20 protein-coding genes and 1 tRNA gene are annotated in these 21,818 nt (G+C 61.0%); 14 read left to right on the top strand and 7 right to left on the bottom strand.

Annotated features, from left to right (window positions below; genetic code table 11):
* Positions 1–14: 14 nt before the first annotated feature.
* Positions 15–860, bottom strand: a complete 846-nt coding sequence (gene asd / locus IHV84_RS08155) for an archaetidylserine decarboxylase (RefSeq protein WP_142084533.1) — start codon at positions 858–860, stop codon at positions 15–17.
* 452 nt (positions 861–1,312) lie between these two features.
* Here asd and infA point away from each other — a divergent pair, with 452 nt between their 5' ends.
* From infA to IHV84_RS08140, 3 genes are all read left to right on the top strand, one after another.
* Positions 1,313–1,567 (top strand): translation initiation factor IF-1, encoded by a 255-nt coding sequence (gene infA / locus IHV84_RS08150; protein WP_044398417.1) that lies wholly within the window; start codon positions 1,313–1,315, stop codon positions 1,565–1,567.
* Positions 1,568–1,732: 165 nt separating this feature from the next.
* Positions 1,733–1,809: transfer RNA gene (locus tag IHV84_RS08145), tRNA-Pro, on the top strand.
* A gap of 190 nt (positions 1,810–1,999) precedes the next feature.
* The gene (locus IHV84_RS08140; RefSeq protein ID WP_198846482.1) at positions 2,000–2,773 is read left to right on the top strand and encodes a heparan-alpha-glucosaminide N-acetyltransferase; all 774 of its coding nucleotides are present in this window, start codon (positions 2,000–2,002) and stop codon (positions 2,771–2,773) included.
* 194 nt (positions 2,774–2,967) lie between these two features.
* Here the strand turns inward: IHV84_RS08140 and IHV84_RS08135 are convergent, their stop codons facing one another.
* The 5 genes from IHV84_RS08135 to IHV84_RS08115 all read right to left on the bottom strand — a co-directional run bounded on the left by IHV84_RS08135 (position 2,968) and on the right by IHV84_RS08115 (position 6,575).
* On the bottom strand, positions 2,968–3,753 hold the full coding sequence (locus tag IHV84_RS08135; protein ID WP_198846481.1) for a peptidylprolyl isomerase: 786 nt from the start codon (positions 3,751–3,753) through the stop codon (positions 2,968–2,970).
* A 67-nt stretch (positions 3,754–3,820) separates the two neighbouring features.
* Positions 3,821–4,081 (bottom strand): BolA family transcriptional regulator, encoded by a 261-nt coding sequence (locus IHV84_RS08130; RefSeq protein WP_044398423.1) that lies wholly within the window; start codon positions 4,079–4,081, stop codon positions 3,821–3,823.
* A gap of 24 nt (positions 4,082–4,105) precedes the next feature.
* Complete coding sequence (locus tag IHV84_RS08125) at positions 4,106–4,645, bottom strand: septation protein A (protein WP_198846480.1); 540 nt, start codon at positions 4,643–4,645, stop codon at positions 4,106–4,108.
* Positions 4,646–4,674: 29 nt separating this feature from the next.
* On the bottom strand, positions 4,675–5,088 hold the full coding sequence (gene msrB, locus IHV84_RS08120; protein WP_198846479.1) for a peptide-methionine (R)-S-oxide reductase MsrB: 414 nt from the start codon (positions 5,086–5,088) through the stop codon (positions 4,675–4,677).
* Entirely contained in the window at positions 5,085–6,575 is a 1,491-nt protein-coding gene (locus IHV84_RS08115) for a YdiU family protein (RefSeq protein ID WP_198846478.1), read from the bottom strand. Before IHV84_RS08115 ends, msrB begins: the two co-directional genes overlap by 4 nt.
* A gap of 165 nt (positions 6,576–6,740) precedes the next feature.
* On the opposite strand from IHV84_RS08115, the gene IHV84_RS08110 reads away from it, so the two are divergent.
* From IHV84_RS08110 to IHV84_RS08075, 8 genes are all read left to right on the top strand, one after another.
* A complete protein-coding gene (locus tag IHV84_RS08110; RefSeq protein ID WP_198846477.1) occupies positions 6,741–8,384 on the top strand; it encodes a 3-(methylthio)propionyl-CoA ligase in 1,644 nt (547 codons plus the stop codon).
* A 128-nt stretch (positions 8,385–8,512) separates the two neighbouring features.
* Entirely contained in the window at positions 8,513–9,745 is a 1,233-nt protein-coding gene (locus IHV84_RS08105) for a branched-chain amino acid ABC transporter substrate-binding protein (RefSeq protein ID WP_198846476.1), read from the top strand.
* A 68-nt stretch (positions 9,746–9,813) separates the two neighbouring features.
* Positions 9,814–10,767, top strand: a complete 954-nt coding sequence (locus IHV84_RS08100) for a branched-chain amino acid ABC transporter permease (protein ID WP_198846475.1) — start codon at positions 9,814–9,816, stop codon at positions 10,765–10,767.
* A 4-nt stretch (positions 10,768–10,771) separates the two neighbouring features.
* The gene (locus tag IHV84_RS08095) at positions 10,772–12,097 is read left to right on the top strand and encodes a branched-chain amino acid ABC transporter permease (protein WP_198846474.1); all 1,326 of its coding nucleotides are present in this window, start codon (positions 10,772–10,774) and stop codon (positions 12,095–12,097) included.
* Between the two features lie 2 nt (positions 12,098–12,099).
* Positions 12,100–12,885 (top strand): ABC transporter ATP-binding protein, encoded by a 786-nt coding sequence (locus tag IHV84_RS08090; protein ID WP_044398437.1) that lies wholly within the window; start codon positions 12,100–12,102, stop codon positions 12,883–12,885.
* 3 nt (positions 12,886–12,888) lie between these two features.
* A complete protein-coding gene (locus tag IHV84_RS08085) occupies positions 12,889–13,584 on the top strand; it encodes an ABC transporter ATP-binding protein (RefSeq protein ID WP_198846473.1) in 696 nt (231 codons plus the stop codon).
* 206 nt (positions 13,585–13,790) lie between these two features.
* Complete coding sequence (locus IHV84_RS08080) at positions 13,791–15,890, top strand: 3-hydroxyacyl-CoA dehydrogenase NAD-binding domain-containing protein (protein WP_067512033.1); 2,100 nt, start codon at positions 13,791–13,793, stop codon at positions 15,888–15,890.
* Positions 15,891–15,929: 39 nt separating this feature from the next.
* Positions 15,930–17,105 carry an acetyl-CoA C-acyltransferase gene (locus IHV84_RS08075; protein WP_044398446.1) on the top strand — a complete coding sequence of 392 codons (1,176 nt, stop codon included), beginning with the start codon at positions 15,930–15,932 and terminating at the stop codon, positions 17,103–17,105.
* A 130-nt stretch (positions 17,106–17,235) separates the two neighbouring features.
* On the opposite strand, the gene IHV84_RS08070 is transcribed toward IHV84_RS08075, so the two are convergent.
* Complete coding sequence (locus IHV84_RS08070; protein ID WP_198846472.1) at positions 17,236–18,147, bottom strand: bifunctional GNAT family N-acetyltransferase/nucleoside diphosphate kinase regulator; 912 nt, start codon at positions 18,145–18,147, stop codon at positions 17,236–17,238.
* A 214-nt stretch (positions 18,148–18,361) separates the two neighbouring features.
* On the opposite strand from IHV84_RS08070, the gene IHV84_RS08065 reads away from it, so the two are divergent.
* The 3 genes from IHV84_RS08065 (at position 18,362) to IHV84_RS08055 (ending at position 21,817) form a co-directional block, all read left to right on the top strand.
* Positions 18,362–20,266 carry an acyl-CoA dehydrogenase gene (locus tag IHV84_RS08065; RefSeq protein WP_198846471.1) on the top strand — a complete coding sequence of 635 codons (1,905 nt, stop codon included), beginning with the start codon at positions 18,362–18,364 and terminating at the stop codon, positions 20,264–20,266.
* A 182-nt stretch (positions 20,267–20,448) separates the two neighbouring features.
* Positions 20,449–21,246: an SDR family oxidoreductase gene (locus tag IHV84_RS08060; protein WP_198846470.1), complete on the top strand. Its 798-nt coding sequence runs from the start codon at positions 20,449–20,451 to the stop codon at positions 21,244–21,246.
* A gap of 139 nt (positions 21,247–21,385) precedes the next feature.
* Positions 21,386–21,817, top strand: coding sequence for a PaaI family thioesterase (locus IHV84_RS08055; RefSeq protein ID WP_198846469.1), 432 nt, complete (start codon positions 21,386–21,388; stop codon positions 21,815–21,817).
* The last annotated feature ends 1 nt before the right edge of the window (position 21,818 follow it).

The raw sequence follows: 21,818 nt of genomic DNA, 5'->3' as shown, positions 1-21,818 counted from the left end.
CTTGGGAAGGGCTTCTAGCTACGGTGCGCCATGGCTTCGCCTAGCCTAATCGGGCGTGCTGGAGCCCACGCAGGGTTGAAACGCATGGGGCCCTTGGGGAAGAGCATCACCACGGTGGAGCCCAGCAAGAAGCGCCCCATTTCCTGTCCTTGCTGCAGACTGACCTGGCCCGGGGCGTAGTCCCATTGGCGCAGTTGGCCGGTGCGCGGCGGGTTCACCAAACCGTGCCATACCGTGGCCATGCTGCCTACGATGGTTGCGCCCACCAGCACCATCACAAAGGGGCCTTGGTCAGATTCGAAGAAACACACTACACGTTCGTTGCGAGCGAACAGCCCAGGCACGCCCCGCGCCGTAGTGGGGTTGACCGAGAACAGATCGCCCGGTGCGTGCACCATGTGCGTGAGCTTGCCTGCGCAGGGCATGTGGATGCGGTGGTAATCGCGGGGGCTAAGGTACAGTGTGGCGAAGTAGCCATCGTCAAAAACTGCAGCCCTCGCTGCGTCGCCACCCACCAGTGCGGTGGTTGAGTACGAATGTCCCTTGGCTTGAAAGACTTGGTCCCGCTCTATGCGGCCAAACTGACTGATGGCGCCATCCACGGGGCAGATCCAGTCGGCGTCCGCCAACGGGCGCGCTCCCGGTTTGAGTGCGCGTGTGAAGAAATCATTGAACGTGGCGTAAGCCGCCGGGTCGGGATTTTCCGCCTCGGCCATGTTCACCTGATAACGGGCAATGAAGCGCTCAATGGCTGCGGTGGTCCAGCGCCCGGCCCGCGCCCGTGCGAAACGACCTGCGGTAGAGGTCAAAGCCTGTTTGGGCAAAAGGTACTGAGGCAGGACGGCAAGGCGGTCAGACAAGGGTGCTTCCTTCATTGGGGGCAGTGCGACGCATTCTAAGCGGGTGGTTTCAGGACAAAAAATTGGGCACGTCACTCGCTGCCCGCGCCACCGCTTTTGGCCCTCATGGTTGCGGTCAAGCGCATCCTGCGACCCCTGGGGTGTTGGCTGAGTTGTGGAGGCAGTGGTTTGCACGGGTGGGTGCTCTTGTGGGGAAGATGGTGGCACGTAGGCAAAAAACCTTGGTCGCGCTACAATCAACGGGCTCATGCACAGCGCCAAGCCTGTTCATCGAAGCCGTCTCATCCAGGCCACTTTTCTTTCTGATCTGCGCCCCGGGTGCAGCGACTCCCCCAGCCCGCAAAGCACCGTGCTCAGCGTTTCCCGGTCACCACCGAGGAACTGCCAAGCAAACATCTTGTGTGCCGGGCGCACATACAAAATTTGTTTTTGAGATCATTAGATAGAAACACATGGCTAAAGAAGAACTCATTGAAATGCAAGGCTCCGTTACCGAAGTTTTGCCGGACTCGCGCTTTCGCGTAACCCTGGACAATGGGCACCAACTGATTGCTTACACCGGTGGCAAGATGCGCAAGCACCATATCCGCATCTTGGCGGGCGACAAGGTTTCTTTGGAGATGTCTCCCTACGACCTGACCAAGGGCCGCATCACCTTCCGCCACTTGGCAGGCCGTGGCCCCGGCCCCGCAGGCGGCTCCCGCTGATCTGAAGGGTTTGGGGTAGAAACTGCAGCTATAATTTTGAATTCTTTCGGCGCCCCTTAATGGGGAAGTTCGAACTGGCTCCTCGTAATAGGCAGATTATGAAAAATTCAAAAATCTGTCTACAAAGCCAGAACCCGTAAAAAAACAGGTTAGAATACGAGCTGTCGGAGCGTAGCGCAGCCTGGTAGCGCATCTGCTTTGGGAGCAGAGGGTCGCGAGTTCGAATCCCGCCGCTCCGACCATTGTTCAAGGCCCTGCAACTGTGTTGCAGGGCCTTTTTACATTGGGCTTTTGGGGTTGTGTGCTTCAGCATCTACCATCGTTCGGTAAGCATGCGCCTTTGCGCACTCGCTTTTTGTTGAATGCAGCTACGCTTGCGTTTTCAGCCGATGCCGTTGGCGCGCACTGAACTCGTCCGCTCTTGTTTGCCGCATGTCCCCACACACGCCTATCTTGTCCCAAGGATCACCCCGTTACGCAGCCATTGATGCCCTGCGCGGCGCAGCCATGGTGTGGATGACGGCGTTCCACTTTGGTTTTGATCTGGCCCATTTTGGGCTGTGGAACCAAAACTTTCGTATAGACCCTTTCTGGACGCTTCAGCGTACGGCCATTGTGAGCCTCTTTCTGTTCTGCGCAGGCTTTTCACAAGCTGTGGCAGTACATCATGGGCAAGACTGGACGCGTTTTTGGAAGCGCTGGACGCAAATCGCTGGGTGTGCCGTGTTGGTCAGTGCGGGCTCATATGCCATGTTCCCAACCAGCTTTATTCACTTTGGTGTGCTGCATGGCATGGCTGTGATGTTGATCGTAGCCCGCCTGACGGCCGGATGGGGCCCCTGGCTGTGGTTGGCTGGTGGTATTGCCCTAGGTCTGCCCACGCTAGCTGCGTATGCGTTGAGCCACGGCTGGGAGTCTTTGGCCCCTTGGCTGAACGGCCGTCCTTTGAACTGGTTAGGTTTGGTCAGTCGCAAGCCATTCACCCAGGACTTCGTGCCAGTGTTCCCCTGGCTGGGCGTAATGTGGTGGGGCTTGGCTTGCGGGCAATGGGTGCTGGCCCGGCGCCTGCATTGGATACAGCGGCCTATGGTGGGGCTGTTCGCGCCTTTGGCCGTGTTGGGGCGGTGGAGCCTGAGCTACTACATGCTGCACCAGCCCGTGTTGATCGGGGGGCTGATGGCGTGGTTGTGGTTTGCTGGGCGTTGAGCACGCCATGCACCGTCTTGGACGAATCGCTTTGTTTTTGTTGCAATGATGAAGCGAAACGATACGGGGCTCTTGCAAGACCCACACGGCGAATCTTGATGTCTTGAAATCTCGCGTGCGAGCGGCGTGCCCATAAAAAAACGCGGCCAAGGCCGCGTTTTTGAGCAGAGCGCTCCTTTGGGGAGCAGTGCTTTTCACTCTACCTTTGCCTTGGCGCGCAGGTCTTCCTGGAACTTCACCAGCTTTTGCTGTTGCAATTGCTGAGCCACTTGGGGCTTCACGTCTTCCAGCTTGGGTAACTCTGCTTGGCGCACATCCACCAGGCGGATCACGTGCCAGCCAAATTGGCTCTTCACGGGCGTTTCAGTGGTCTTGCCCTTTTCGAGCTTCAACAGGGCTTCGGTGAACTCGTTCACGTAGCTGGCTGGATTGGCCCAGTCCAGGTCACCACCCTTGGCTGCGGAGCCGGGGTCCTTGGATTGCTTCTTGGCCAGGTCTTCAAACTTGGCGCCCTTCTTCAGCGAAGCGATGATGGCCTTGGCGTCAGCTTCTTTTTCGACCAGGATGTGGCTGGCCTTGTATTCCTTGCCACCGTTGGCTGCCACGAATTTGTCGTATTCAGCCTGGATTTCAGCGTCGGTCACGGGGTTGTTCTTTTGGTAGTCGGTGAACAACTCGCGGATCAGGATGGTCTGGCGCGCCAGTTCCATTTGCGCCTTGAAGTCTGCCGAGCCTTCCAGGCCACGCTTTTGCGCTTCCTGCATGAAGATTTCGCGGGCAATCACTTCTTCCTTGATCTGGCCTTCGACGTCGGGGGTCACAGGGCGACCCGAACGTTCCACTTGCTGGCGCAGCACTTCAGCGCGTTCCTTGGGAACGGCCTTACCGTTGACGATGGCGATGTTCTGAGCGGAAGCGGGCAGGGCCATCGTGCCCAGCACGGCAGCGGCCACGAGGCCGGACAGGAGCTGTTTCTTCATGCGAAATCCAAAAATGAGAAGTTGTTTGCGGCTGAGCGCCGGTCATCACCAAAAACTGCAGACCGCCTCAGAGAATTTCAATGGCGAGTGCGTGGACGCCCTGGTCAATAAATTCCTGCAGCGCATCATACACAAGGCGATGCTGGGCCACGCGCGACTTGCCTGTAAAGAAAGGTGACGCGATGCGCACCCGAAAGTGGGTGCCAAAGTCGGTTCCGTTGGAGCCCGCGTGGCCTGCATGCGCGGCGCTTTCGTCGATCACCTCCAGGGCGGTGGTGGACAGGGTCTGCGCCAGCTGGCGGTGCATTTGTTCTGCAATCGAGGACATGGTGGGAGTTGGTAGAGGGGATTCTCAACGGGCGGGTTCGTCGCCCTTGATGTGGGGGGCGATGTAAAGACCTTGACCCACCAGGAACACGAGGGGGAAGGCATAGCCCCACAGTTTGAAATCGACCCAGAACTCGGTGCTGAAGTTCATCACCACATAGGCGTTGACCGCCGACATGAAGGCGCAATAGGCAATCCATGCCTGGTTCAAGCGCATCCAAACACCGTCGGGCAGGGTTAGTTGGCTGCCCAGCAGCATTTGCAGGATGTTTTTCTTCATGCCCCATACCGCGATGGCCAGGGCCATGGCCATGGCGCCGTACAGCACGGTGGGCTTCCACTTGATGAAGCGGTCGTCCTGCAACACCAGGGTGAGCGTGCCAAAAAGCAGGATCAGCACCAGAGTGATCTTGTGCATGGCCTGCAGTTTGCGGTCAATGGCGTAGATCAGTCCCATCTGCAGCACGGTGGCGGCCATCAGCACGCCTGTGGCGGTGTAGATGTTGAACATCTTGTACGCGCCAAAAAACAGCAGAATGGGGAAAAAGTCGATCAATATTTTCATGGGGCGAGGCCGCACGCAGGTGCGGCTTGTCAGGGAGCGTCGGGTTCAAAGTCCAGTGACGCGGAGTTCATGCAATAGCGCAGCCCAGTGGGCGCGGGGCCGTCTTCAAAAACATGGCCCAGGTGAGCCCCGCATTGTGCACACACTGTCTCGGTGCGCACCATGCCGTGGCTGTGGTCTACCACTTCGTGAATGGCGCCAGGAATGGCCTGTGCAAAGCTGGGCCAGCCGCAGCCCGCGTCAAACTTGGTGTCAGAGTCAAACAGCTTGGAGCCGCAGCAAATGCAGTGGTAGCTGCCATCAGCCCAGTGGGCCTCGTATTTGCCGGTGAAGGGGCGTTCGGTGGCCGCGTGGCGCGTGACTTGCAGAGCCACGGGCTCTGCGCCTTTGCTGCGCAGAATTTCTTGCCATTCGGCTTCGGATTTTTGGATCGGAAAGTTCATGATGAGCAACTGATGGAGATGGAGGATGCCCAGTCGGGCGGAAAGTCGGCATACGCCTCATGGCCAGGGTGCTCGTCAAAAGGGCGCTCCAGCAGGCGCTGCAGGGTGGCGAGTTCCGAGAAATCACCACCCTTGGCTGCGCGTATGGCTTGTTCACCCAGGTGATTGCGCAGCACGAACTTAGGGTTGCTATTGAGCATCAAATCGGCTGCTAGCGCTTTATCCTCAAGCGCAAGTAGCTCTGAATATGATAGCAACCAGGCGTCGATAGCCGCTCGGTCCGCAAACAGGTCACGAACGGGTTCAAACTGCCCCTCGGCCACGGCATGGGACAGGCGGCGCCAAAAAATGGTGTAGTCCACGGCGTTTTGAGCCAGCAACTGCAGCAGTGGTTCCACCAGCGCTTCGCTGGAATCCTGTGCCTGCGTCAACCCCAGTTTTTTGCGCATCTGCGCCATGAAGGCGTCGGGGAATACCGTCTTGTACGACTCCAGCGCGGCCAGTGCGGTGTCCTGGTCTTCGATCAGCGGCAGCAGCGCCTGCGCCAGGCAAAACAGGTTCCAGTACGCAATGTTGGGCTGGCGGTTGTAGGCGTAGCGGCCATGGTGGTCGCTGTGGTTGCAGATGTGGCCGGGCACGAACGCATCGAGAAACTGAAACGGCCCATAGTCCAGCGTGAGGCCCAGGATGCTCATGTTGTCGGTGTTCATCACCCCGTGGCAAAAACCTACGGCCTGCCACTGGGCCATGAGCTGTGCGGTGCGCTCACTCACGCTGTGCAGCAGTGCTGCGTAGGGGTTGCCGCCCCAGGGGCTGGTGGCCTCGGGGCTGCGGCATTCGGGGTAATAGCGGTCGATGACGTAGTCGGCCAGTGTGCGCAGCTGCTCTTCCTGGTCGTTGGCCGCAAAGTGCTCAAAGTGGCCAAAGCGCACAAAGCTCGGGGCCACGCGGGTGACGACGGCGGCGGTTTCCAGCTCCTCACGCCGCACCAGCCCAGGCGAGCCCGTGATGCACAGAGCCCGCGATGTGGGAATGCCCAAGCCGTGCATGGCCTCGCTGCACAAGAATTCGCGGATGCTGGAGCGCAGAACAGCCCGCCCATCGCCCATGCGGGAATAGGGCGTGCGGCCAGCGCCCTTGAGTTGGATTTCGTGCCCGCCAGCCAGCTCGCCCAGCAAAATGGCCCTGCCGTCGCCCAGCTGACCCGCCCATACGCCGAACTGGTGGCCGCTGTACACGCTGGCCAGCGGGGTAGAGCCTGCCAGCACCTGGTTGCCTGTGAGCGCCTGCAGGGCTTCTTCACTTTGATGCCACCCCTCGGGCAGCCCCAGCAGCTGCGCCACAGAATGGCTGGTTCCCACCCAGTGGGGGGATGGCAAGGGAGTGGGGCGCAGCTCGGTGTAGAAGTCGCTTCCCAGCGCGGCAAAGCCTTTTTGCCATGGCAAAGACAGAGAGGGCGCAGAGGGGCTGGGGGTGGAAAAACGCATGCGGCATTGTCTCGCAGCCGTCAAATTCCCCCATTTTCCGGGGCCATGCCAAGGGTGATGGCTGGGCGTACAGTAAGGGATTTCACGAGCCCCTTTGCGACACAACGGAGGGTCTGCGCGCAGTACGATGGCTGCTTTATCCACCACAACATCTTAGGAGCCAACATGCTGGGTTTGATGCAGAGCCAACCGCTGCTTATTTCGTCGATGATCGAGTTTGCCGAGCGCCACCACGGTGATGCAGAAATCGTCTCTCGCCGGGTGGAAGGCGATATCCACCGTTACACCTACCGCGACCTGGCGGCCCGCGCCCGCCGGCTGGCCAACGCACTGGATGCCCACCAGTTGCAATTCAGCGACCGTGTAGCAACCCTGGCCTGGAATGGCTACCGCCACATGGAGATGTACTTTGGCGTGAGTGGCTCGGGCCGCGTGCTGCACACCATCAACCCCCGCTTGCACCCTGACCAGATTGCCTGGATCGTCAACCACGCCGAAGACCAGGTGCTGTGCTTTGACATGACCTTCCTGCCGCTGGTGCAGGCGGTGCACGCCAAGTGTCCCACCGTGAAGCAATGGGTGGCACTGTGCGATGCCGACAAGCTGCCTGCTGATTCGGGCATTCCAGGGTTGCTGAGCTACGAGGCCTGGATTGGCGCGCAATCGGCGGATTACAGCTGGCCCGAGTTTGATGAAAACTCTGCATCGAGCATGTGCTACACCAGCGGCACCACAGGCAACCCCAAGGCGGCGCTGTACAGCCACCGCTCCACCACGCTGCACGCCTACGCTGCGGCGCTGCCCGATGTGATGTGCCTGTCGGCGCGCGACTCGGTGCTGCCCGTGGTGCCCATGTTCCACGTCAACGCATGGGGGATTCCTTACTCTGCGGCCCTGACGGGGTGCAAGGTTGTTTTCCCCGGCCCCGCCCTCGATGGCAAGTCGGTCTACGAACTGATCGAAGCCGAGCAGGTGACCTACGCCGCAGGCGTGCCCACCGTGTGGCAGATGTTGCTGGGCCACATGAAGCCCGCCGGGCTGACGTTCTCGTCGCTCAAGCGCACGGTGATTGGTGGCTCGGCCTGCCCGCCTGCCATGATCACGGCCTTCCAGGAAGGCTATGGCGTCACGGTGCTGCACGCCTGGGGCATGACCGAGATGAGCCCGCTGGGCACGCTGTGCACCCTGAAGAACAAGCACCTTTCCCTGCCCAAGGACGAGCAGATGAAGATCGTGCAAAAGCAGGGCCGCGCCATTTATGGCGTGGACATGAAGATCGTGGGCGGCGATGGGGAAGAACTGCCTTGGGATGGCAAGACCTACGGCGATTTGCTGGTCAAGGGCCCGTGGATTGTGGGCAGCTATTTCAAGGGCGAGGGCGGTGACCCGCTCATCAAGGATTCGCGTGGCCGGGGTTGGTTCCCCACGGGTGACGTGGCCACGATTGATGCCGATGGCTTCATGCAGATCACTGACCGCAGCAAGGACGTGATCAAGTCTGGCGGCGAGTGGATCAGCTCCATCGACATTGAAAACATCGCCATGGCGCACCCCTCCATCCAGATGGCAGCCTGCGTGGGCATGCCCCACCCCAAGTGGGACGAGCGCCCCATCGTGGCGGTGGTCAAGCGCCCCGGCACCGAGGTGACCCGAGAGGAACTGCTCGCGTTCTACGAAGGCAAGACAGCCAAGTGGCAGATCCCCGATGACGTGGTGTTTGTGGATGCCATCCCGATCGGTGCCACCGGCAAGATGCTCAAGACCAAGCTGCGCGAGCTGCTCAAGGACTACCGTCTGCCAGGACTTTGAAGCTTGCGTGACATGGGGTTTTTCCTTGGTCAGTCGCGTGTGCGATAGCTGCTAGGGGCAATCCCTGAGGGATCAGGGATTGCAACAAGGTACGCTGAGCCCTGTCTGATTCACAAGGAGACAAAACCATGAAATTTGCTATCAAGACCGTAGCGGCATCCGTCCTTTTGATGGGCGCTAGCGCAGTTTTTGCCCAACAGGGGCAGACCGTCAAAATTGCCTGGCTTGACCCTCTCTCGGGCTTGATGGCAGCGGTGGGAACCAACCAGCTCAAGAGTTTCCAGTTCCTGGCAGAAGAGTTCAACAAAAAGAACCCTGCCGGCGTCAAATTTGAAATCATCGGCATCGACAACAAGCTCAGCCCCCAGGAGACCACGAGCGCCCTGCGCTCCGCAATGGATCAGGGTGCGCGCTATGTGGTGCAAGGCAACGGCTCGGGCCCGGCTCTTGCCATCATGGATGCGCTGGAAAAGCACAATGCCCGCAACCCCGGCAAGGAAGTACTGTTTCTGAACTACGCTGCGGTGGATCCAGACCTCACCAACAGCAAGTGCAGCTACTGGCACTTCCGCCTGGATGCCGACACTTCCATGAAGATGGAAGCTCTCACGACCTACATGAAGGACCTGCCCGAGGTCAAAAAGGTCTACCTGATCAACCAGAACTATTCGCACGGCCAACAGGTGTCCAAGTACGCCAAAGAAATGATGGCCCGCAAGCGCCCTGATGTGCAGTTCGTAGGTGACGACCTGCACCCACTGGCACAGGTGCGTGACTTTGCCCCCTACATCGCCAAGATCAAGGCTTCGGGCGCAGACAGTGTGATCACCGGCAACTGGGGCTCTGACCTGGCTTTGCTGATCAAGGCCGCCAACGATGCTGGCCTGAACAACGTCAACTTCTACACCTACTACGGCTCCGTCACGGGCAGCCCCACCGCCATGGGCGCCGCCGCTGCAGGCCGCGTGTACATGGTCGCCTATGCCCACATGAACTTGCCTGGCCCGCTGAACAAGATCGTGCTGGACTACAAGCAAAAGTTCAACGACGACATGTACACCGGCTCCATCTACCACGCCTACACCATGCTTTCCGAAGCGTTTGTGAAGGCCAAGTCCACCGACCCCGTCAAGGTGGCGGCTGTGATGGAAGGTATGAAGTTCAACAGCTTCAACGGTGAAGTGGAAATGCGCAAGACGGACCACCAGCTCCAGCAAGGCCTGTTCATTTCCAAGTGGGAAAAGGCCGGCGGCAAGTACCCCATCGACTCGGAGAACACCGGCCACACCTTCGTGCCCGTGAAGTACTACGAGCCCTATGTGGCCAGCACGCCCACGTCGTGCCAGATGAAGCGCCCTTGAGTTCGGCCGCTTAGCTTCGAGGCCCGACGTACTCGGGCCTTTTTTTTACCCAGCATTGAAAAATTCCCATGAATCTTGAGTTTTTCGTGATCTCTTTGCTGAACGGCGTCAGCTACGGGCTGCTGCTGTTCATGCTGAGCTCAGGCCTCACGCTGATCTTCAGCATGATGGGTGTGCTCAACTTTGCGCACACCAGCTTCTACATGTTAGGTGCCTACTTTGCGTACACCATCTCAGGGGTCGTGGGTTTCTGGCCAGCGCTTGTCTTGGCCCCGCTGGTCGCGTTTGCGCTGGGTGCCGGGTTTGAGCGCTACTGCCTGCGCAGGGTGCACAAGTTCGGCCACGTGCCAGAGTTGCTGGTCACCTTTGGCTTGTCGTACCTGATTCTGGAAGTGGTACAGCTGGTATGGGGCCGTTCCACCGTGCCTTATGGCCTGCCCGAGCAACTGCAGGGCCCGCTGTTCACGCTGTACGGCACGCAGTTCCCCAAGTCGCGCTCGTTCGTGATGCTGGTGGCGCTGTTGATGCTGCTGTCGGTGTGGCTGCTGCTCACCCGCACACGCATCGGGCTGGTGATTCAGGCCGCGCTCAAATACCCCGAGATGGTAGAAGCCCTGGGCCACAACGTGCCGCGCGTGTTCATGCTGGTGTTTGGCGGCGGCGCTGCGCTGGCGGGCCTGGCGGGCGTGATCGGCGGCAACACCTATGTCACCGAACCGGCCATGGCGGCCTCGGTGGGCTCCATCATCTTCGTGGTGGTGGTGGTGGGCGGCATGGGTTCGCTGGCCGGGGCGTTTCTCGCTTCGCTGCTCATCGGCATCGTGCAGACCTTTGCGGTGGCGCTGGACTACTCGCTGATTCACGCGTTCAAGATGATCGGTGTGACCGTCACCGAGCAGACTTTTGGCTACCCCTTGCTCAAGCTCACCGTCTCGCAGGTCGCGCCCATCTTGCCGTACCTGTTCCTGGTTCTGATCCTGATCTTCCGCCCCAAGGGCCTGCTGGGTACCCGGGAGGACTGACCCCATGAATGCATCCACCACATCATCGGCCGCAGGCCCTGTGTCGTACTACCGCTTCAAGCCCTGGAACATTGGGCGCGTTGTGATCTGGTCGCTTTTCGCGATTGCTCTGATCGTGGCGCCCATGCTGTTTCGCAGCAGCCTGGCGCTGACCATGCTCTCGCAAATCGGCTACCTCATCATCATCTGCCTGTCTTACAACATGCTGCTGGGGCAGGGGGGCATGCTCAGCTTCGGGCACGCGGTGTACACCGGGCTGGGCTCCTTCATCGCCATCCACGCCATGAACATGGCCACCAAGGGCTCGGCAGGTATTCCGCTGGTGCTCATTCCACTGGTGGGCGGCCTGGCTGGGGCGTTCTTTGCCATCTTGCTGGGCTTTGTGACCACCAAGAAGTCTGGCACCACCTTCGCCATGATCACGCTGGGTGTGGGCGAGCTGGTCGCAGCCATGGCGCTGATGTTCCCTGAGTTCTTCGGGGGCGAGGGCGGCATTACTACCGACCGTGTGTACGGAACGCCCTTCTTCGGCATCACCTTCGGCCCGGCCATCCAGGTGTATTACCTGATTGCTGCGTACTGCTTTGTGTGCACTGCAGCCATGTTTGCGTTCACGGGCACCCCGCTGGGCCGCATTTTGAATGCGGTGCGCGACAACCCCGAGCGTGTGGAGTTCATTGGCTACAACACCCAGCGCGTGCGCTACTTTGCGTTCATCATCGCGGGCTTTTTTGCGGGCATTGGCGGTGGCTTGGCCACCATCAACTTTGAAATCATCACCGGGGCTGACAGCCTGAGTGTGTTGCGTTCCGGGGGCTACCTGCTGTTCACCTTCCTGGGCGGGGCCACGTTCTTCTTTGGCCCCATCATTGGTGCGGTGCTGCTGGTGCTGGCTTCGGTGCTGCTGTCCGAGCTGTCCAAGGCCTGGCTCTTGTACCTGGGGCTGGTGTTCCTGTTCATGGTGATGTACGCGCCTGGCGGCATCGCCAGCCTGATCATGATGAACCTGCGCCTGGCCAAGTACGGCAAGCTCCGGTCCTTGTGGGTTTCGTACCTGGGCTTGGCTGGCACGGGCCTGGTGGGCGTGCTGGGTGCAGCCTGCATGGTGGAGATGACCTACCACCTGCAACTCAACGCAGCCGTGGGGCCCGAGATGAACTTCCTGGGTGCCACTATCAACGCCAAGAGCCTGACCAGCTGGTTTGGCGCGGGCTTTGTGCTGCTCACGGGTGGCGGGTTGTTTGAGCTGTGCCGGCGGCAGTTTGCCAAGCAGTGGAGTTCCATACAGGAAGAGATCGAGCATGAAATCAAGCGCGGGGAGGCTTTGTAACCATGGCGGCTGACAACGCAACCTACGCGCTGGAACTGCGCGACTTGCGCAAGAGTTTTGGCAAGACAGAAATCATCCGCGGCGCCAATCTGGCCGTGGCTCCTGGCGAGCGGGTGGCCATCATCGGCCCGAATGGCGCGGGCAAGTCCACGCTGTTCAACCTCATCAGCGGGCGCTTCGCACCCACCAGCGGCGACGTGATCTTGAACGGCCAGCGCATCAACGGCATGGCCCCGTACGAGATCAACCGCAGGGGCCTGTCGCGCAGCTTCCAGATCACCAACATCTTCCCCAAGCTGTCGGTGTTTGAGAACCTGCGCTGCAGCGTGCTGTGGAGCATGGGCTACAAGTACACCTTCCTGCGCTTTCTCTCGAACCTGGACGATGCCAACGAGCGCGCCAAAGAGCTGATGGAGATGATCAAGCTCGACAAGAAGCGTGACACCCTGGCCATGAATTTGACCTATGCCGAACAGCGTGCGCTGGAAATCGGCATCACCATCGCAGGCGGTGCTAACGTGATCTTGCTGGACGAGCCCACCGCCGGCATGAGCAAGAGCGAAACCACACGTTTCATCCACCTCATCAAGGAAGTGACCGTGGGCCGCACACTGCTGACCGTGGAGCACGACATGGGCGTGGTGTTTGGCTTGGCCGACAAGATCGCCGTGGTGGTGTACGGCGAGGTGATTGCATTCGATACGCCTGCCAACGTGCGCGCCAACCAGCGCGTGCAAGAGGCCTACCTCGGCTCTGCCGTGGCAGATGCGCAGGGAGCGGGACACTGACCTATGCTGAAAATTGACAACCTCCACGCCTACTACGGCAAAAGCCATGTGTTGCATGGCGTGAGCTTCGATGTGCAACCCGGTGAAATCGTGGCGCTGCTCGGGCGCAACGGTTCGGGCCGCTCCACTACCGCCAAGGCCATCATGGGAATGGTGGACTGGGAAGGCTCCATCCACTGGAAAGGGCAGGAGCTCCACGGCAAGAAGGCCTATGAGATTGCCCATCTGGGCCTGGGCTATGTGCCCGAAAGCCGCGATGTGTTCCCCAACCTGACGGTGCACCAAAACTTGATGCTGGGGCAAAAGGGCAATGGCAAAAATAGCCGTTGGTCGTTTGACGACATGTACCAGATGTTCCCGCGCCTCAAGGAGCGCCAGCACACAGAAGCGGGCGTGATGTCGGGTGGCGAGCAGCAGATGCTCACGCTGTGCCGCACGCTCATGGGCGACCCCGACCTCATCATCATCGACGAGCCGACCGAGGGCTTGGCGCCCAAGATCGTGGAGCTGGTGGGCGAGTATCTGCAGGCCCTCAAGGCCCGGGGAATCTCGGTGCTGCTCATTGAGCAAAAGCTCACCATCGCCATGGCGATTTCAGACCGGGCCCTGGTCATGGGCCATGGCGCCATCGTGTTCCAGGGAACGCCCGACAGCCTGCGGGCCGACAACTACATCCGCAAGGAGTGGCTGGAAGTTTGATGCCAGGATTTCAAGTGTGATTGCGAGTGACTCCAAGCCCCGTTTCCACAACGGGGTTTTTTTTGGATGGGGCGCCGCAGTGCGGTGTTTCCCTTGTTTTGTCCCAAGCGGGACAAACAGACACGCTCTGTCACTGGCAAAGTCACGCTCAGCCACTACAATAAAATCGCACGACCGTTCTTTTTTACTTTGCAAGGGACAACAGCATGACCGCTGAATACAAAGTCCACGGCTCTATTGCCGTGATCACCATGTCGAACCCGCCCGTCAACGGGCTTGGTCTTGCCACCCGGCAAGGCATTGTGGACGGTTTGCAGCGGGCCAATGCCGATGCCGCCGTCAAAGCCATCGTCATCACGGGCGCTGGCGGTGCCTTCTCCGGCGGGGCCGACATCAAGGAATTCGGTACCGACAAGTCGATGCAGGAACCCAACCTGCACTCCGTCATCAACGCGGTGGAGAACTCTGGCAAGCCCGTGGTGGCTGCCATTCACACGGTGTGCATGGGCGGGGGGCTGGAGCTGGCCCTGGGCTGCCACTACCGCGTGGGCGCCCCGGGTTGTCAGGTGGCGCTGCCCGAAGTGAAGCTGGGCATCCTGCCCGGTGCCGGTGGCACGCAACGCCTGCCTCGCGTGGTGGGTGTCGAGGCCGCGCTGAACATGATCGTGAGCGGCGAGCCCGTCAAGAGCGAAATGATCGGTGCGGTGCCCGGCCAGAAGCTGTTCGACAAGATGGCTGCATCGCCCGAAGCCCTGGCTGAAGAAGCCCTGGCTTTTGCGGCCAGCGTTGCCGATGTGCGCCCACTGCCCCTGGTGCGCAACCTGCCGTGCAAGCACCCCGAAGGCGACGCGTACTTCCAGTTTGCGCGCAACATGGTCAAAGGCATGGCCAAGAATTTCCCTGCGCCCGCCAAGTGCGTGGACGCCGTGGAAGCCGCCACCAAGCGCAAGTTTGCCGATGGCCTGGCGTACGAGCGCGAGCTGTTCATCAACCTGATGTGGACGCCTGAATCGCGCGCACTGCGCCACCTGTTCTTTGCAGAGCGTGCTGCCAGCAAGATTCCAGACGTGCCTTCTGACACCCCCAAGCGCGACATTCAAAAAGTGGGCGTGATCGGTGCAGGCACCATGGGTGGCGGCATCAGCATGAACTTCCTGAACGCAGGCATTCCTGTCACCATTCTGGAAACCAAGCAGGAAGCCCTGGACCGTGGTGTGGCCACGATCAAGAAGAACTATGAAGCCCAGGTCAAGAAGGGCAAGCTCAAGGAAGACAAGTACGCACAGCGCATGGCGTTGCTGAGCACTACTCTGAGCTATGACGACCTGAAAGACTGCGACCTCATCATCGAAGCCGTGTTTGAAGAGATGGGCGTGAAGGAAGCTGTGTTCAAGCAGCTCGACGCTGTGGCCAAGCCCGGCGCCATCCTGGCTTCCAACACGTCCACACTCGATGTGGACAAGATCGCTGCGTTCACCAAGCGTCCGCAGGACGTGGTGGGCATGCACTTCTTCAGCCCTGCCAACGTGATGAAGTTGCTGGAAGTGGTGCGTGGCAAGGAAACTGCCAAGGATGTGCTGGCCACCGTGATGGCTGTGGCCAAGAAGATCAAGAAGACCGCCGTGGTCTCGGGCGTGTGCGATGGCTTCATCGGCAACCGCATGATCGAGCGCTACAGCCAGCAAGCCGGCTTCCTGCTGGACGAAGGCTGCACGCCCCAGCAGGTGGACAAGGCCATCGAGAAGTTCGGCTTTGCCATGGGCCCCTTCCGCATGGGCGACCTGGCAGGCAACGACATTGGCTGGGCGATTCGCAAGCGCCGTGCGGTAGAGCAGCCCGACATGAAGTACAGCAAGACGGCAGACCTGCTGTGCGAGATGGGCCGCTTCGGCCAGAAGACTGGCGCAGGCTGGTACGACTACCAGGCCGGCAAGCGCGATGCGATTCCGAGCGATGTGGTCAACAAGATGATCGAAGAACACCGCAAGACGCTGAGCGTTCCTCCGCGCAAGGTGTCCGACGAGGAAATCGTGCAGCGCCTGGTGTTCGCGCTGGTGAACGAAGGCGCCAAGATTCTGGAGGAGGGCATTGCCAGCAAGTCCGGCGACATCGACATGGTGTACGTGACGGGCTACGGCTTCCCCATCCACCGTGGTGGCCCCATGCACTACGCCAGCGAAGTCGGCCTGTTCAACGTGGTGCTAGCCATGAACCGCTTTGCCCAGAACCCCATGGACGACGCCAGCGCCTGGGCGCCCGCACCGCTCCTGGTCAAGCTGGCCGCTGAAGGCAAGGCCTTCCAGTAAGCAGCCGCTTGCACCGCATTACCGAATAAAGGAATTCACATGACATCCGCAGTGATTGTTTCCACCGCCCGCACGCCGCTTGCCAAAAGCTGGAAGGGCTCTTTCAACATGACCCACGGCGCCACGCTGGGTGGCCACGCCGTGCAGCACGCTGTGCTGCGTGCAGGCATCGACGGCGCCGACGTGGACGACGTCATCATGGGTTGCGCCACGCCTGAGGGGGCCACGGGCAGCAACATCGCGCGCCAGATTGCGCTGAAAGCGGGCCTGCCCATCACGGCATCGGGCGTTACCGTCAACCGCTTTTGCTCGTCGGGCCTGCAGACCATTGCCATGGCAGCGCAACGCATCATCGCTGGCGAGGCCGATGTGTTCGTGGCCGGTGGCGTCGAAAGCATCTCCTGCGTGCAGCAAGAGATGAACCTGCACATGATCCAGGACCTGGCCCTGGCCAAGCAAAAGCCCGAGATCTACTGGAGCATGCTGCAAACCGCCGAGCAAGTGGCCAAGCGCTACAACATCGGCCGCGAAGCCATGGACGAATACGGTGCTGCCAGCCAGCAAAAGGCTTGCGCAGCCCAGGCCGCTGGCCTGTTCGACGCTGAAATCGCCCCCATCACCGTGACGGCCGGTGTGGCCGACAAGACGCTGGGCCTGATCACCAAGCAAGTCACGGTGAGCAAGGACGAAGGCACACGCGAAGGCACCACCGTGGAGGCCATCAGCGGCCTGCGCTCGGCGCTGCCCGGTGGCCTGATTTCGGCCGGCAATGCCAGCCAGTTCTCTGATGGCGCCGGTGCCTGCGTGGTCACCAGCGAAGAGTACGCCAGCAAGAAGGGCCTCAAGCCCCTGGGCCGCTTCCTCGGCTTTGCGGTGGCTGGCTGCGAGCCTGATGAAATGGGCATTGGCCCCGTGTTTGCCGTGCCCAAGGTGCTGAAGAAGCTGGGCCTCACGGTGCAGGACATCGACCTGTGGGAGCTGAACGAAGCCTTTGCCGTGCAGGTGCTGTACTGCCGCGACAAGCTGGGCATTCCGGCCGACCGCCTGAACGTGAACGGCGGCGCCATTGCCCTGGGCCACCCCTATGGTGTGTCGGGCCAGCGCCTCACGGGCCACGCCCTCATTGAAGGCAAGCGCCGTGGTGCCAAGCGCGTGTGCGTGACCATGTGCATTGGTGGCGGCATGGGCGCTGCGGGCGTGTTTGAAGTGCTGTAAGCGCTGATTCGTCGCCTGTCAGCCAACCCAAAAGCCCCGCGCAGCCAAAGGCCTGCGCGGGGCTTTTTGCTTCATTTTTGATAGCTGCTGGCGCTTACTGGATGAGCGCTGGGTGCCGAAAAGGCTTGAATTACAGGTGGAAGTCGCCAGCCGCCTCGGGCTGGTACAGCACTTTTTCAATCCGGATGTGGCGGGTGCGGTTCCGCAAGCGCCACGCAAAAGTGTCGCCTTCCTTGTAGCCCAGGATGGCGGTGCCCATGTCTGAGAAGACCGAGAGTTTGCCTGCGCTGTCGTCTGCGTCTTCGGGGTAGACCAGTGCCACTTCCATGGCCTCGTCGTCCAGTTGCACCACGGCCTTGGAGTTCATGGTCACCACATCGCTCGCTACGGCCAGCGGGTCCACCACGATGGCGCGCTCGATTTCGTGCTCCAGCTCGAAAATGCCCGAGGGTTCTTCGAAGGCGAGCATGTTTCTGAGCCGCGCCTTGTCAATTTCGGTGATGTGGATGTGGGTGACGTGTTCTGCGGGGTTTTCGCGCAGCAGGCGCAGGTAGCGCTCCGACGTCATGGCCAGGGAGTGCAGGGCAGGGGTCTGGGTTTCGAGCAGAAAGCCGCAGCGCTCAAAGGCCTTGCGCGAGCGTGCGTTGTCGGCATGGATCTTGGCGATCAGCTTTTCGGCCCGCATGTCGAAGAAGGCGAGCTTCATGCCTTCGCGAATCGCACTGGCGCCCAGCTTGCGGCCCCAGTTCTCGCGGTTGCCGATGACCAGCACCATCTCACAATCTCTACCCATTTTGACCAGGCGCACAAACCCCACCGGCACATCATCACGGTCATACGCCATGAAGAAGCGGCCGCCCTGGTTGAACAGATGGGTGAGGATGGGGAGTTGCACCCGGCCGACGACTTGCTCAATGAAGCGGGAAACGTGGCGGGAATCGCTCAGGTAGCGGGTGACGTGCTCGTCCTCCAGCCAGTCCATGAGATTGAACGCGTCGGCCCGAGTGATCTCGGGGCACAGAGATATGAAAGGCTTAGTCATCTTCACCACATTTGGCTGCAAGAATGAAAGCCTTTCATGGCTATGGCCATGACGGTTCTTTCGAGAAGTTGCGCATTTTAAAGTGCCGCCCCAACAAAAGCACCTTCGCGCGCGGGTGTCGCACTAGAGCGAGGGGGTTTAGCTTGCCATCGCAGGCCCATGCCCGTCGCGCACAAGACAGGGATTGCGGGGCTGCATTCCCCATAATTTCTGCATGACCTCCTCCCTGCGCCACACCCTGGATTTCCTGCTCTACCAATGGCTTGAGGCCGAGACGCTGCAGCAGCGTTCGCGCTTTTCCGACCATTCGCGTGAGACCTTCGATGCCGTGCTCGACACCTCCGAACGCATCGCCCGCGAGAAGTACGCGCCGTTCAACCGGCTGGTCGATCTGGAAGAGCCTCGCACCGAAACCGAGCCCGATGGCACGCTGCGCGTGGTGCTGCCGCAGGCCACTTATGAAGCACGTCGCGCCTATGCGGAATCCGGCCTGCTGAGCGCCGCGCAGGACTACGACATTGGCGGCATGCAACTGCCCTACACGGTCGAGGCTGCGGCCAACAGCTTCTTTGCGGCGGCGTCGATCAGCATCGGGTCCAACCTGCTCACCTCGGGCAACGCCAACCTGCTGATGGTGCATGGCACCGACCTGCAAAAGCAGGTGTTCGCGCTCAATGAATTCAATGGCCGCTGGTCAGGCACCATGTGCCTGTCAGAGCCGCAGGCGGGCTCTTCGCTGTCAGACGTGGCCACGCGCGCCGTGCCGGATGGTGAAGGATTTGAAGCCGATCCGCTGGGCCCGCGCTACCGCCTCAAGGGCAACAAGATGTGGATCAGCTCGGGCGACCATGAGCTGACGGAAAACATCGTGCACCTGGTGCTGGCCAAGATTCCAGGGCCAGACGGCAAACTGATTCCGGGCGTCAAAGGCATCTCGCTGTTCATCGTGCCCAAGAAGCTGGTGGACACCGAAGGCCATCTGACCGGCGAGCGCAACGACGTGGCGCTGGCGGGCCTGAACCACAAGCTGGGCTGGCGCGGCACCACCAACACGTTGCTGAACTTTGGCGAAGGCAAGTACCCCGTGCGCGGCGCTGCGGGCGCAGGCCTGGACGGCGCCGGCAGCGGCGCCATTGGCTACCTGGTTGGCAAGCCGGGCGATGGCCTCAAGTGCATGTTTCACATGATGAACGAGGCGCGCATTGGCATTGGCATGGCTGCCACCATGCTGGGCCTGGCAGGCTACTACGCCAGCCTGGATTACGCCAAGAACCGTCCCCAAGGCCGCCCTATCCAGTCAAGCAGCGCCAGCGCTGCGGGCAAGGGCGGCAAGGACGCCAGCGCCCCCCAAGTGCGCTTGATTGAGCACGCAGACATCAAGCGCATGCTGCTGGCGCAAAAGGCCTACGGCGAGGGTGCCCTGGCGTTGAATCTGTATTGCGCTTTGCTGGTGGACGAGCAGCACACAGGCACCCCCGAAGCCGCCGACGAAGCCCGCCTGCTGCTGGAGGTGCTGACCCCCATCGCCAAGAGCTGGCCCAGCGAGTGGTGCCTGGAGGCCAACAGCCTGGCCATCCAGATCCACGGCGGCTACGGCTACACGCGCGACTTCCCGGTAGAGCAGTACTGGCGCGACAACCGCCTGAACATGATCCACGAAGGCACGCATGGCATCCAGGCCATGGATTTGCTGGGCCGCAAGGTACTGATGGAAGGTGGCAAAGGCCTGACCTTGCTGGCAGGCCGCATCAACGGCACCGTGCAGCGTGCCCTGCAGGTGCCGCGCCTGGCCGCACATGCCAACGCACTGGCTGGCGCCTTGCAGCAGGTGGGTGCCGCCACCAAGGCTGCGTGGGCCACGGGCGAGCCCGGTGACGCCTTGGCAAATGCCGTGCCCTACATGCAGGCATTCGGCCACACGGTGCTGGCATGGGTGTGGCTGGATTTGGCCCTGGCGACGTTGGCCAAAGACGCTGCCGTGGCACAACCGGCCAGCGTGGGCCGCATGGGTGCCATGCAGTTTTTCTTCCATTACGAGTTGCCCAAGATTGGTGCCTGGCTGCAGGTGGTCAGCACCCGCGACGCCACCTGCGCACGGATGCCGGAAGACGCGTTCTGAGGCGCCCAGCACCGCGCGCGGGAAGCCCCCGCGCGCAGGATCGCGCAGGCGACACGGTTGTGCCGCCTGCATCACCACAATGTGCGGCACACACCGCAAAGGCAGCTGCCACAGCGGTGCGGCGCCGGGCCGTGAACCGTTAGCGGCGCCCAACCCCGATTGCAAACACAAGGAGACACACCATGACCCATCGCACCATCCAGCAACTCTTCGACCTCAAGGGCAAGACCGCCCTGGTCACCGGCGGCTCGCGCGGCCTGGGCCTGCAACTGGCCCACGCGCTGGGCGAAGCCGGTGCCAAGGTGCTGCTCAGCTCGCGCAAGGCGTCTGACCTGGAAGAGGCCGTTGCCGAGCTGAAAGCCGCTGGCATTGATGCGCAATGGATTGCAGCCGACTGCGCCAACGAGGCCGACATCCGCACCCTGGCCGACGAAGCCATTCGCCGCCTGGGCGGCCATGTGGACATCCTCGTCAACAACGCAGGCGCCGCCTGGGGCTCGCCCGCCGAAGACCACCCTGTGGACGCCTGGGACAAGGTGATGAACCTGAACGTGCGCGGTTATTTCATCCTGAGCCAGCACATCGCCAAGCACAGCATGATTGCCCGCAAGCAGGGCAGCATCATCAACGTGGCGTCCATCGCCGGCCTGGGTGGCAACCCCAGCGGCATGAATACCATTGCCTACAACACGTCCAAGGGCGCGGTGATCAACTTCACCCGCGCGCTGGCGGCCGAATGGGGCAAGTACAACATCCGTGTGAACGCCATCTGCCCCGGCTTCTTCCCCAGCAAGATGACGGTGGGCACGCTCAAGGCCCTGGGCGAGGAAAAACTCAAGGCCGGCGCACCACTGGGCCGCCTGGGCGACGATGAGGACCTGAAGGGCCTGTGCGTGCTGTATGCGTCGGATGCGGGCAAGCACATCACCGGCCAGTGGCTGGCGGTGGATGGGGGTGTGAGCGTGGTCACAGGCGGTTGAACTAGAGTACAACTGCCTGCGCGGCCTTGCCGGTGTCCCCCTCTCTCGGCTTTGCCGGGAAGGGGAGCCCGCCAGCGCGGCGGGACGGTCCCTGGCCTGCCTCACGCGCGTCTCCTAATTTGCCCACCGAGGAATTGTTTTGAAAAGTTTTGGCGTTGAAATCCCCTTTGTCACCCACCTGGGCTTCACCCTGCACCGCATGGAAGGTGGTGGGTCAGAGTTGCACTACGAGGCCAAGCCCGAGCATTTCAATTCCTTTGACGTGACGCACGGCGGTGCGTCGATGACCCTGCTGGACGTGGCCATGGCCACGGCCGCGCGCAGCGAAACGCCGGACATGGGCGTGGTTACCATCGAGATGAAGACCAGCTTCATGCAGCCCGCCAAGGGCCCGCTGGTGGCCAAGGGGCGGTTGATTCACCGCACGGCCACGCTGGCTTTCACCGAAGGCTCGGTGTATGACACGGCAGGGCGCATCTGCAGCCATGCCACCGGCACGTTCAAGTACGTCAAGCGCCTGCCGGTGGACGGGCGCAACATCAACCAGCTCAAGTCTGTCTCGACGGACTGAA

This window comes from Acidovorax sp. IB03, from assembly GCF_016406015.1.
GTDB lineage: Bacteria > Pseudomonadota > Gammaproteobacteria > Burkholderiales > Burkholderiaceae_C > Acidovorax > Acidovorax temperans.
The sequence above is the reverse complement of the archived record's forward strand: the minus strand, read 5'-3'. Positions and strand labels throughout refer to the sequence as shown.